Here is a 12242-nt window from a genome sequence, read left to right on the forward strand (position 1 = left end):
TCAGGACCCGGTGACGCTCCCGGCGAAAGCGTTGTCCCCGCCGTCGTCCGGCGGGCCAGCAGTCCCCTGAGACGCTGGTCCGCCCGGCTTCGGGCTGGCGACCGTCACCCTGATCTCCCCGTCCTCGCCGATGTCCGCGCGCAGCAGGTCGCCCGGATCGAGGGCGCCGTCGAGCAGCAGGTTGGCGAGGCGGTTGTCCAGTTGGGTCTGCAGCGTGCGGCGCAGCGGGCGGGCGCCGAACTCGGGCTGGTGGCCCAGCTCGACCAGCCGCCGCTTGGCCGCGTCGGTGACCTCCAGCTCCAGACCCTGCGCCCGCACCCGGTGCCGGCTGCGGTCGAGCAGGAGGTCGATGATCTCCGCCAGCTCGGGCCGGCCGAGCGCGTGGAAGACCACGATCTCGTCGATGCGGTTGAGGAACTCCGGCGGGAAGCGCGCCTTGAGCGTCTCCATCAGCCGGTCCCGGATCTGCTCGACCTCGCCGTGATGGGCCAGGATCAGCTGCGAGCCCAGGTTGCTCGTCATGATCACCACGGTGTGCCGGAAGTCCACCGTGCGGCCCTTGGCGTCGGTCAGCCGGCCGTCGTCGAGCACCTGCAGCAGGACGTTGAACACGTCCGGGTGTGCCTTCTCCACCTCGTCGAACAGCAGCACGCAGTACGGGCGGCGGCGCACCTTGTCGGTCAGCTGCGCGGCGTCCTCGTAGCCGACGTAGCCGGGCGGGGAGCCCACGAGACGCGAGACGGTGTGCTTCTCCTGGAACTCGCTCATGTCGAACCGGATCATCCGGTCCTCGTCGCCGAACAGCAGCTGCGCGAGCGCCTTGGCCAGCTCGGTCTTGCCCACCCCGGTCGGACCGAGGAAGAGGAACGAGCCGACCGGGCGGTCCGCGTCGCCCATCCCGGACCGGTTGCGCCGCACCGCCTCGGCCACCGCAGAGACCGCCTCGTCCTGGCCGATCACCCGCTGGTGCAGTGCGTCCTCGAGCTTGAGCAGGCGGCGCTTCTCGTCCTCGGTCAGCTGCGCGACCGGGATGCCGGTGCGCTTGGCCAGGATCTCGGCGATGTCGTTCGCGGTCACCTCGATCACGCCCTCGCGCCGCTCCCCGATCCCGGCGAGCTCGGCCTTGACCTGGCCGATCTTCTCCTTGATCTCGGCCGCCCGGGCGTAGTCCTCGGCCGCCACCGCCTGGTCCCGCTCCCGCCCGAGCCGGGCGATGCGGTCCTCGCGGGAGACCACCTCGGCGGACTTGCCGGAGGAGCGCAGCCGCGCCCGCGCGCCGGCCTGGTCGATCAGGTCGATCGCCTTGTCCGGCAGGAAGCGGTCGGAGATGTAGCGGTCCGAGAGCTGCGCCGCCGCGCCGAGCGCCGCGTCGCTGAAGCGCACCTGGTGGTGGGCCTCGTAGGCGTCGCGCAGACCCTCGAGGATCTGCACGGTCTCGTCCACACTCGGCTCGGGGATCAGCACCGGCTGGAAGCGCCGTTCCAACGCGGCGTCCTTCTCGATGTTGCGTCGGTACTCGTCCACCGTGGTCGCCCCGACCACGTGCAGCTCGCCGCGGGCGAGGGCGGGCTTGAGGATGTTGCCCGCGTCCATCGAGCTCTCGCCGCCGGCGCCCGCGCCGACCACCGTGTGCAGCTCGTCGATGAACAGGATGGTCGAGTCCTGCGCCCTTCCGACCTCGGCGATCACGTTCTTGAGCCGCTCCTCGAACTCGCCGCGGTACTTCGCGCCCGCGACCAGCCCGGCCACGTCCAGCGCCACCACCCGGCGGCCCTCGAGCGTCGCCGGCACCTCGCCGGCCACGATCCGCTGGGCCAGGCCCTCCACGATCGCGGTCTTGCCCACGCCCGGCTCGCCGATCAGCACCGGGTTGTTCTTCGAACGGCGGGAGAGGATCTCGACCGTCTGCTCGATCTCCTCGGCCCGGCCGACCACCGGGTCGAGCCTGCCTTCGCGCGCCTCGGCGGTCAGGTCGCGGCCGTAGTCGTCCAGGGTCGGGGTCTCGCTCTCGCGGGCCGGCGGCCGGCCCGCGGCCTGGCCCGGCTCCGCTTCGAACTGCCGGGTGAGCTCCTCCGGGTCGACGCGCCGGTCGGCCAGGAACCGGCCGACGCCGGAGTCGGGGTCTTCGAGCAGCGCGGCCAGGATGTGCTCCGGCCCCACGTAGGAGACCTGCGCCGCCTGCGACCGGGCGTGCGCGCCGATCAGCGCGCGCTTGGCCGCCGGGGTCAGGCCCGGCTCGGCCGACGGGGTGCCCGACTCCCCGGGCAGCGCCTCGGCCACGGCGCTGCCGAGCACGTCCGGGTCGATCTTGGCGCGCCGCAGCAGGGTGCGGGTCGGCTCGGTCTGGGTCGAGGCCCACAGCAGGTGCTCGGTGTCGAGGTCCTCGCTGCCGTCCTCCTGCGCCCGCAGCGACGCGCGGGCGAGCAGTTCGCGGGCCGATTCGGTCAGCAGCCGCCCGATCGGCACCCGCTGCACGGCCGGCGGCCGGCTGCCCGCGGACATCCCGAAGAAGCGGTTGAGCAGATCGTTGAACGGATCCTCGCCGGGGGAGCCGAATGACGAGAGGGACATGGCCGGGCCTTTCGGATCTTTCCGATGCGCGACGGGGGCGCGGGCGCGCTGAGCTCACTCAACTCCTGCGCGAGGCGCGCCGCCCGGCGGCTTGCGCCATCCGGGGACGGGGCGGCCCGGCCCCGGATGGCGAAGGCCGCGGACCGGCCGCAAGCTGGGTCCATGGACGGCATGACGAGCAAGAGCGGGACCGGCCCGATGCCCGGTCCGTTGCAGCAGTTGGCGCACAGCGCCTGGCAGATCGTGCTGGCGATCGCGGTGGCTTCGTTCGTGCTCGGCCTGATCGTGCTGACCTGGCCGCACGCGACCCTGCACGTGGTCGGCGTGATCTTCGGCCTCTACCTGCTGATCAGCGGGATCGCGCAGGTGGCCGCCTCCTTCGGCACGCACGCGGAGACCTCGATGCGGGTGCTCGCCTTCGTCAGCGGCGCGCTCTCGATCCTGCTGGGCATCTTCTGCCTGCGCGGGCCGCTGGAGTCGATCCTGCTGCTGGCGCTGTGGATCGGGATCAGCTGGCTCTTCCGCGGCTTCTCGCTGCTGATCTCCTCGACCTCCGACCCGGCCATGCCGGCGAGCGGCTGGCAGATCTTCGCCGGCCTGATCATCATCATCGCGGGCATCGTGGTGCTGGTGGCGCCGCTCACCTCGATCTGGGCGCTCGCGCTGCTGGTCGGCATCTGGCTGCTGTTCATGGGCGCGGTCGAGGGGTGGACGGCGCTGCGGCTGCGGTCCGAGGCGAAGCACCTGCCCGCCGGCGTGTGACCCGCACTCCCGCGTACGGGAGGCCTTCGGGCGCGGCCTAAGATGGTCGCGGATCACCCGAAGGAGTCAGCTTGAGCCCCGCCGTACCCGAGTCCGCGTCGCCCGCCTCGACCACCTCGCAGCCGGCGCACGCCGGCGGGCCGCCCCCGGTGATCCTGGTGATGGGGGTCTCCGGCAGCGGCAAGACCACGGTGGGCAACCTGCTCGCCCAGCGCCTCGGCTGGCGCTACGCCGAGGCCGACGACTTCCACCCCGCCGCGAACGTGGCCAAGATGGCCGCGGGCCACCCGCTCGACGACGCCGACCGCGAGCCCTGGCTGGAGGCCATCGGCGCGTGGATCGACGAGGTCTCGGCCGCGGGCGAGCCGGCCGTGGTCACCTGCTCGGCGCTCAAGCACACCTACCGCGAGATACTGCGCACCGGCCGCCCGCAGGTGCGCGTGGTCTACCTCGACGTCCCCTTCGACGTGGTCGCCGCCCGGCTGAGCCACCGGGAGGGGCACTTCTTCCCGGCCCGGCTCCTAGAGACCCAGTACCGCGACCTCGAGCCGCCCGCCGCCGAGGACGGCGTGCTGAGCATCCCGGTCGACGCGGCCACCACGCCCGAGCGGATCGTCGATCTCGCCCTGGCGCTGGGCGCGGCACGCTGATCCGCGCCGTCCGTCCTGCGCCCGCGCGGGCCAAGAGTCTGACATCGTGGTGCGGGTGACCGCAGCGCCGCCTCGAGAACCGGCCCCGGCGCCGGCCGAACGGACCCGCGCCGACGCCTACGCGCTCCTCGCCGACGGCCGAGCCGTGCGGCTGCGGGCCGCCACGCCCGAGGACTGGCAGCTCGTGCACGACTTCGTCGAGAGCCTGGGCCCGGACAGCCTCTACCGCCGCTTCTTCGGCGCGCCCAGCGATCCGGGCCGCCGGCTGGCCGACGCGGTGTGCGCCCCGGTCCGGGACCACGGCGCCGGGCCGACGCACGGAGCCCTGCTCGCGCTGCTCGAGGGCGAGGTCGTCGGGCTGGCGGACTGGTACCGGGTCAAGCGCTCGCCGGACGCGGAGGTCGCCTTCGCCGTCGCCGACCGGCTGCACGGGCGCGGCGTGGCCACGCTGCTCGCCGAGCACCTGCTGCTGGCCGCCGAGCGCGCCGGACTGCGCCGGCTGGTCGCGGTCACCCAGGGGGACAACCGGACCATGCTCGGGGTCTTCGTCGCCCTCGGCGTGCCGGTCACCCGGGACTGGGAGGGCGGGGACTGCGTGCTGACCATCGACCTCGATCTCGACTCGGCGGCCCGGGCCTTCCTGGCCGACGCCGCGGCCGGGCGGGAGCGGGTCGCCGACGAGGCGAGTCTGCGGGCCCTGCTCGAACCGCGCGCGGTGGTCGTGGTCGGAGACGCGAACGACGGTCCGACCCGGCGGCTGCTGCGCGACCTCGAACCCTTCCCCGGGCCGGTCTACCACGCCGCCCCGGGCGACGAGCGCGATCCGCGGGCCCGCAACGCGCCGCATCCCGCGCTGATCACCGCGCCGCCGGAGCTCGCCGTGGTCACCACCCCGCCCGAGCAGGCGCTCGACGCGGCCCGGCGCTGCGCCGCCTGGGGCGTCAAGGCCCTGATCGTGACCGCGGTCGGGTTCGAACCGGCGGTCGGGCGGGAGCTGCTCGAGGTCTGCCACGAGGCCGGGATGCGGCTGGTCGGGCCGGGCAGCCTGGGCGTGGCCAACCCGCGCGGGGCCCGGCGCCTCAGCGCCCTGCTCTCGGCGAAGGCGCCGCTGCCGGGGCCGGCCGGGGTGGCCGTGCAGTCCGGCGGGGTCGGGCTCGCGCTGCTCAGCCACCTCGACCGGCTCGGCATCGGCGTGAGCTGCTTCGCCGCGGTGGGGGAGAAGTACGACGTCAGCGCGAACGACCTGCTGCTGCTGTGGGAGCAGGACCCGCAGACCCGGTTCGGGCTGCTGCACGTGCAGTCCTTCGGCAATCCGCGCAAGTTCGCCCGCACCGCCCGGCGGCTCTCCCGCCGGATCCCGCTGCTCGCGGTCGATCCGGAGCAGTCGGCCAGCGCGGCGCGCACCGCGCTCTACGCCCAGGCCGGGATCATCGCGGTGCCCTCGCTCGGCGCGCTGGTGTGCGCGGCCGCGCTGGCCGCGCAACAGCCGCGGCCGGCCGGGCGCCGGGTGGCGGTGCTGGGTAACACCCAGGGCATGGTCAGCCTGGCCGCGCAGGCCTGCCTGAAGGCGGGGCTGGACGTGATCGAGGCGCGCGACCTGACGCCGAAGGCCGACGGCGCGATGCTGGCCGAGGCCGTCGCCGCGCTCCGGCCCGCGCCGGAGGCGGTGCTGGTCGCGCTCGCGCCCACCCTGCCGGAGCCGGTCGGGCTGAGCGAGGTGGCCGATCTGCTGCCGCCGGAGGCCGTCCTGCTCGCGGTGTACGTGGACCAGCCCGAGTCGGTCGCGGTGCGGCGGGCCGGCTCCGGCCCGGAGACCTTCCGACCCGTGCCGAGCTACAACGACGCCGCCACCGCCGCGAACGCGCTGGCCGCGCTGGTGCGCGCGGCGGAATCGGCCGGCCGCGCCGAGGAGTACGCACAGGTGCCCGCCGGGGTGGATCTCGTCAGCGTCAGGACGCTGATCGAGCAGCGGCTGGCGCTCGACCCCGACGGTGCGGAGTTGGCGCAGGACGAGAGCTCCGCGTTGCTCGCCGCGCTCGGTGTCAGTGGCCTGAGCGTCGAAGAAGGCGTTGCGGCGCAAGGAAGTATGGCTCGGCTCACGGCGTGGCAGGACCCGATCTTCGGGCCCGTACTCACCCTCGCCGGGGACCGCGACCGCACCGGCCGGATCCTGCTGGTCCCGGCCGGCGCCCGGGAGGTGGCGGAGCTGGCCGAACGGGTCGCCGGGCGGCCCGGCCCGCAGCTGGCCGACCTGGTCGGGCGGATCGCGACGCTGGTGGACCGCTGCCCGGAGGCCGCCTCGGTCCGGATCGACACCGACGGCCTGCGCGTGTGCGCGGTGCAGCTGGCGCTCGCGCCGCTGGAGGCCGGAAACCCGCACCTGCGGCGGCTGCGGCCCGCGCCGGTGGAATGAACCCGTGGAACGAGGGAGATGAGATGACGACGGCACCGACCCGGTTGCTCGTGCCCTGGGACGAGTCGATGCTGCGCTACGACTTCGGGCCCGAGCATCCGCTCGCCCCGATCCGGGTCGAGCTCACCATGGCGCTCGCCCGCGAGCTCGGCGTGCTCGACGCCGAGGGCGTGCGCCTGGTCCCGGTGCCTCCGGCGAGCGACGAAGACCTCGAACTCGTCCACGATCCCGGTTACATCGCCGTGGTCCGCGACGCGCTGCAGACCGATCCGGCGCGATTGGCCCGGTTCGGCCTGGGGACGCCCGACAATCCCGTCTTCACCCACATGCACGAGGCCTCCGCGCTCATCGCCGGGGCCAGCGCGCGGGCGGCCGAGGCAGTGTGGACCGGCGAGGCGGAACACGCCGCGAACATGGCCGGCGGCCTGCACCACGCGATGCGCGCGAAGGCATCAGGCTTCTGCGTCTACAACGACGCCGCCTACGCCATCGCCCACCTGCTCCGGCTCGGCGCCGAGCGCGTGGCCTACGTCGACGTGGACGTCCACCACGGCGACGGTGTGCAAGCGGCTTTCTACGACGATCCTCGGGTGCTGACGATCAGTGTGCACGAGAGCCCGCGCAGCCTGTTCCCCGGCACCGGCCATCCCGCCGAGTCCGGCGGCCCCGACGCGCTCGGCATGAGCGTCAACGTGGCGCTGCCCGCCTACACCGAGGACGCCGGGTGGCTGCGGGCGTTCGACGCGGTGGTGCCGCCGCTGATCGAGGCGTTCGCGCCGCAGGTGCTGGTGACCCAGCTCGGCTGCGACAGCCACCGGCTCGACCCGCTCGCGCACCTCGAACTCTCCCTCGACGCCCAGCGCGCGGCGATGGCCGAGCTGCACGGCCTCGCCCACCGGCACGCGGGCGGCAGATGGCTGCTGCTCGGCGGGGGCGGCTACGCGCTGGTCCAGGTCGTGCCGCGGATCTGGGCCTCGGCGCTGGCCGAGGCCGCGCACCGGCCGGTGCCCGCCGAGACGCCCACCCCGGTCGGCTGGCGCGGCTACGTCGCCCGGCGGACCGGCGACGCGCACGCGCCGGAGTTCATCGGGGACGACGCCGAGATCGGCTTCCGCCGCTGGTTGGAGGGCTACGACCCGGCGAACGAGGTCGACCGCGCGATCATGGCCACCCGAAAGGCGGTCTTCCCGGAACACGGCCTCGATCCCCAGCCCTGACCCCGCGTCGGCGGCCGCTTGCGCGCCGTCCGAGCGCGAGCCATGCTGGAATGAGAACCGTATTCATCCCCGAATACGGTCGGCGGCCACGGCCGCAGCGCCGCGCGCCGCCGCCTGATCGAGCGCGATCCGGCGCATGAGGCGGCCATTCGGGTCGCTCTCCACTGGCAGAGCCCGGCGCGCCGCCGGACGATGTGGGCATGGCAACGAACCATTTCTCAGGGGATTGGGCCCTCGCGCTCGGCACGGCCACCGCCTCGGGCACCTGGGAGGGCTTCCGGCTCAGTCCGGTGCGGCCGACCGCCGAGCTCCGCGTGGACGGAGCGCTCCAGGTGGGCGAGGTCGACCGCGAGCATTACGCCATCGTCGTGCACACCGGCTACGGCCGGGAACGCGTGCTGGTCGCCGGCAACGGCGGGACCGTCGAGTTCGGACACGACCTGATCGAGCTGCTCCACCTCGAACCGGCCGACGGCGCGCTCGCCGCGATGTGGCTGACCGACCTGTCCACCGGCCAGGAGAGCGATCGCTGCGCACTGCCGCGCTTCGCCGCCTACAACCCCCGGTAGCACTCCGACCGCCCATCGTTCCTGCGAATCAGTACTCGTACCACCGCGGCTCCGGCGCACCCGCCTCGCGGACCTCGGGCCGAGGAAGCGAAACAGCCATGTTGCTCACCCTCCCGATCATCCTTCTCCTCGCCTGGTCGCTCTATCTGTTCATCCACAAGGACGGGCTGAAGTTCTTCCACGCGTTCATCGCGATGATCCTGGGCTTCGAACTGTCCACGACCGTGCTGGCCGGCGAGATCAGCTCGTTCGTCCACTCCACGAGCCACTTCCTCGGGGCGGTGTTCCGGATGTAGCCGATGCGGCAACGAAGGACAGGGCGCTCCCCGCCGCGTGCGGGGAGCGCCCTGTCCTGCTGTGAAGATGCTCAGCCGATCAGCTGAAAATCTGCACCTCCGAGGCCTGAGCCCCGTTCTGCACGCTGTTCGCGGTGAAGCTCAGCTCGACGTACCGGGCCGAGGACCCCGCGGGCAGGTTGATCGTCACGGTGTTGCCGGTGCTCGGGTTCCAGGTGTAGGTCGCCGAGCCGACCAGCGTGGTCCAGGTGGAGCCGTTGGCCGAGCCCAGCACCGAGAGCGTCTGGGTCCGGGTCTGCCAGGCCGAGGACGGCGGCAGGTCCACCACGACGCGGCCGACCGTGGTGCTCGAGCCCAGGTCCACCGAGAGCGTGGCCGGCCAGCTGCCGTTGACGGACTCCCAGTAGGTGCTGGTGTTGCCGTCCACGGTGTTCGCCCCGACGTAGGTCTGGGTGTAGCTCGAGACCGTGACCGGGCGGCCCTGCGCCAGGTTCGTGTTCGAGCTCGCCCCGGTGCCGGACAGCGCGACCGTCAAGGTGCTGTCGGTCGCGTTGCTCGTCACCGTCAGGTTGCCGGACGCCGCGCCCGCGCTGGTGGGCGCGAAGGTCACGGTCGCGCTGCAGCTCGCACCGGCGGCCAGGGATGCGCCGCAGGTGTTGGTCTGGCCGAACGGCGAGGTCGCCGAGACCGAGGAGATCGAGGCCGCCGCAGAGCCGGTGTTGGTGAGCGTCACCGTCTGGGACGGGCTGGTCGTGCCGGTGTTGACGTTGCCGAAGCTCAGCGAGGTCGGCGAGGCGGTGAGGGTGGCGCTGCCGGGGCTGGTGCCGCCGCCGCCGACGGCCGGGAAGACCTCGAACTCGGAGACCTGGGCCGCGCTCCAGCCGGTGTTGCCGGTGAAGCTGAGCTGGAGGTACTGGTAGTTCGAGTTGGCCGGCAGGTTGAACGAGACGGTGTTGCCGGTGGACGGGTTGAAGGTGTAGCCGGCCGAGCCCAGCAGCGTGGTCCAGCTGCTGCCGTTGTTCGACCCGAGCACGCTGAGCGTCTCGGTGCGCGTCGCCCACGCGGAGGACGGCGGCAGTGTGAGGGTCACGCTGGCCAGCGGCATCGCCTGGGACCACTTGGCGGTCAGGGTCTGTGGGTAGGCCGAGCCGTCCTGCGACTCCCAGTAGGTGCTGGTGTCGTTGTCGTTCGCGTTGGTGGCCGGGAAGCCGGACGCGGTCGAGCTGCCGGTCATGGTGGCCTGCAGCGCGATGTTGGTGTTGGCGCCGATCCCGCTGCCGGACAGGCCGACGCTCAGGGGGCTGTTGTTCGCGTTGCTCGTCACGGTCAGGCTGCCGGTGGCGCTACCGCCCGCGGTCGGCTTGAAGGTGACGGTCACAGTGCACGAGCCGCCCACCGCGATGGACGAGCAGTTGTTGCTCTGCGTGAACGGCCCGGAGACCGAGACGCCGGAGACCGTCGCCGCGGAGGTGCCCGAGTTGGTGACGGTCACCGCCTGGGACGAACTGGTCGATCCCTGCACGGTCGCGGGGAAGGTCAGGCTCGCCGGGTTGGCGTTCAGCACCGGGCCGGGGGCGGTGCCGGTGCCGCTGAGTGCGACGGTGTTGGTCACCCCGCCCGCGTTCACGGTCAGCGAACCCGTCGCGTTGCCGGCGGCGGTCGGCGAGAAGGTCACGTTGACGGTGCACGAGCCGCCGGCCGCGATCGACGAGCCGCAGCCGTTGGTCTGCGCGAACGGCCCGGAGATCGAGATCGAGGAGACCGAGGCGGCCGAGCCGGTCGGGTTGGCCACGGTCACGGTCTGCGCGGAGCTGGTGGTCCCGGTGGCCTGGGAGCCGAAGCTGAGCGCGGACGGGCTGGCCGTGACCGAGGACGGCGGGTACGGCGGATAGACCGGGGTCGGGTTGTCGCTGAGGCACTGCGTCGGCGAGATCCCGGAGTTGCCGCCGTTGTCGGTGATGGCGAACGAGTTGCCCTCGCAGCTGTAGCTGGGCGCGTTGCCCGCGTTGGCCTGGGCCACGCCGGTGGCGGTGACGTTCTGGAACGTCGCGGTGCCCCCGGTCTGCTCCTGCATGGCGAAGGTGCCGGTGCCGACGATGCTGACGTTGTTCAGGTTGACCCCGCTGACCGTGCCCTCGACCCACTGGATCGCTTCATAGGGGCTCTGCTCGATCAGGGCGTTGGTGACGTTGATCGGGCCGGTGACGGCACCCTGGCTGCCGTCGAACCAGAGCGCGCCGACGCCGAACTGCCAGTTCGGGTCGAGCGAGCCGTCGCGGATCAGGGTGTTGTTGGAGATGGTGGTCAGGCCTACCGGGGTGGAGCTGAAGCGCTGGCCGACCTGGATGCCGCCGCCCTGGGTGATGCCGGTGTCCCGGACCAGGTTGCCCGACACGGTGTTGTTGTTGCCGCCGTAGATCGCGATGCCGTTCGCGAGCTGCTGGTCGGAGACGGTGTTGTTGGAGAAGGTGTCGAAGGCGTCCGCGCCGATGCCGGAGTCGGCCCAGGTGGCCAGGCCGTCGTCACCGGTGTTGCGGATGTCGCTGTTGGTCACGGTGGAGTCGGTCACGCCGCCGTGGAAGTTGACGCCGTCCGCGGTGGTGTCGCGGATCCGCATGCCGCTGAAGGTCAGGTTCGTCATCGGCCCGTCCATCCAGGCGCCGACCTTCTCGTGGTCGATCCAGATGTTCGAGACGGTGGAGTTGCTCATCGCGCCGCCGATGCCGTTGACCTGGGCGCTGTCGTCGCGCTCCTGCACGTTGCCGAAGATGGCGAAGTTCTGCAGGTGCACGTTCGTGCTCGGGTTCGGCGCGGAGTTGCCGTAGAACCCGGGCGCGGTGCCGGTGACGGTCGAGTACCACATGCCGGCGCCGGCGATGGTGACGTTGTTGACGGCGATGTGGCCGGGGACGTTGTAGGTGCCGGCCGGGATCCACACCGTGCCGCCGGAGCCGGCCGCGGCGATCGCGGCGTTGAAGGCGTTGGTCGAGTCGGCCGCGCCGCTCGGGTCGGCGCCCTCGCCGGTGACCGAGACCGAGCCGGACGGCTGGGTCAGCGCCGCGCCGACGTTCTCGAAGTCGGCCAGGTCGATGGTGTAGGAGGACGCGGTGTCCTCCGAGTCGACCTGCAGCTTGAAGGTGGTGCCGGCCGGATACGTGGTGGTGAAGAGCCGGTGCACCTCGTCGTAGAAGTGGTGCGGGTTGCCCGAACCCGGAGTGTTGGTGAACGGATAGCTGCCGTAGTACCAGCTGTACGCGTTGGTCAGGGTGAAGTCGGTCTGCTTGGTCCCGTTGACGTACAGCGAGAGCGGCGCGGTGTAGACCGAGCCGTTGGAGGTGTCCGGGATGCTGTAGCGGAAGTCGATGGAGTTGGTGGCGACCGGGGTGGTGAAGGTGACGTACTGCCCCGAGCCCTGCAGGGTCACGGCCTTGCGGCCGGACGCTTCGTCGGCGAGCTGGCCCTGGGTGTAGCTGGGGCCGATCACCGTCGCGTTGGTGGCGGAACTCTCCGCCTGTACCTCCACATACGGCAGCGTGGCGCCACTGCCGCCGGTGGCGGTGGACGCAGCCGCGGCGGGGGCAGCGCCCGCCGCGACCGCGAGTCCCGAGGCCAGGAGCGCTCCGGCTCCCGCCCAGGCGGCGCGGCGCCTGAGTCCTTGAATCGACACTTCGGTGTGTGTTCCTTCCGTGGACTGTGCGTGACCGGCGCGGTGGGTCCGACCGGTTCGAGCACGGGAGAAGGTAACGCGACTGACATCGATGTGC

General features: G+C 72.4%; 8 protein-coding genes. 6 read left to right on the forward strand and 2 right to left on the reverse strand.

The genetic code is table 11. The features are described 5' to 3' along the window. Positions 1–2571, reverse strand: coding sequence for an ATP-dependent Clp protease ATP-binding subunit (locus ACTRO_RS41405; RefSeq protein ID WP_084316934.1), 2571 nt, complete (start codon positions 2569–2571; stop codon positions 1–3). 162 nt (positions 2572–2733) lie between these two features. Here ACTRO_RS41405 and ACTRO_RS41410 point away from each other — a divergent pair, with 162 nt between their 5' ends. From ACTRO_RS41410 to ACTRO_RS41435, 6 genes are all read left to right on the forward strand, one after another. Then, positions 2734–3333 carry an HdeD family acid-resistance protein gene (locus tag ACTRO_RS41410; protein WP_051452193.1) on the forward strand — a complete coding sequence of 200 codons (600 nt, stop codon included), beginning with the start codon at positions 2734–2736 and terminating at the stop codon, positions 3331–3333. Positions 3334–3404: 71 nt separating this feature from the next. Then, the gene (locus ACTRO_RS41415) at positions 3405–3983 is read left to right on the forward strand and encodes a gluconokinase (protein WP_051452194.1); all 579 of its coding nucleotides are present in this window, start codon (positions 3405–3407) and stop codon (positions 3981–3983) included. Between the two features lie 55 nt (positions 3984–4038). Then, the gene (locus ACTRO_RS41420; RefSeq protein ID WP_157436739.1) at positions 4039–6396 is read left to right on the forward strand and encodes a GNAT family N-acetyltransferase; all 2358 of its coding nucleotides are present in this window, start codon (positions 4039–4041) and stop codon (positions 6394–6396) included. A 50-nt stretch (positions 6397–6446) separates the two neighbouring features. Then, the gene (locus ACTRO_RS41425; protein ID WP_034279030.1) at positions 6447–7613 is read left to right on the forward strand and encodes an arginase family protein; all 1167 of its coding nucleotides are present in this window, start codon (positions 6447–6449) and stop codon (positions 7611–7613) included. 200 nt (positions 7614–7813) lie between these two features. After that, positions 7814–8182: a hypothetical protein gene (locus ACTRO_RS41430; protein ID WP_034271981.1), complete on the forward strand. Its 369-nt coding sequence runs from the start codon at positions 7814–7816 to the stop codon at positions 8180–8182. Between the two features lie 98 nt (positions 8183–8280). Continuing rightward, positions 8281–8478 (forward strand): hypothetical protein, encoded by a 198-nt coding sequence (locus ACTRO_RS41435; RefSeq protein ID WP_034271983.1) that lies wholly within the window; start codon positions 8281–8283, stop codon positions 8476–8478. Positions 8479–8557: 79 nt separating this feature from the next. Here the strand turns inward: ACTRO_RS41435 and ACTRO_RS41440 are convergent, their stop codons facing one another. Next, positions 8558–12145, reverse strand: a complete 3588-nt coding sequence (locus ACTRO_RS41440; RefSeq protein ID WP_034271985.1) for a choice-of-anchor D domain-containing protein — start codon at positions 12143–12145, stop codon at positions 8558–8560. Positions 12146–12242: the final 97 nt, after the last annotated feature.

The organism is Actinospica robiniae DSM 44927 (genome assembly GCF_000504285.1).
GTDB classification, from domain to species: domain Bacteria; phylum Actinomycetota; class Actinomycetes; order Streptomycetales; family Catenulisporaceae; genus Actinospica; species Actinospica robiniae.

What these genes read in the sequence shown, in the direction of transcription:
- ACTRO_RS41405 (WP_084316934.1), bottom strand. Translation starts at nt 2,571, where the DNA reads ATGTCCCTCTCGTCATTCGGCTCCCCCGGCGAGGATCCGTTCAACGAT.
- ACTRO_RS41410 (WP_051452193.1), top strand. Translation starts at nt 2,734, where the DNA reads ATGGACGGCATGACGAGCAAGAGCGGGACCGGCCCGATGCCCGGTCCG.
- ACTRO_RS41430 (WP_034271981.1), top strand. Translation starts at nt 7,814, where the DNA reads ATGGCAACGAACCATTTCTCAGGGGATTGGGCCCTCGCGCTCGGCACG.
- ACTRO_RS41435 (WP_034271983.1), top strand. Translation starts at nt 8,281, where the DNA reads ATGTTGCTCACCCTCCCGATCATCCTTCTCCTCGCCTGGTCGCTCTAT.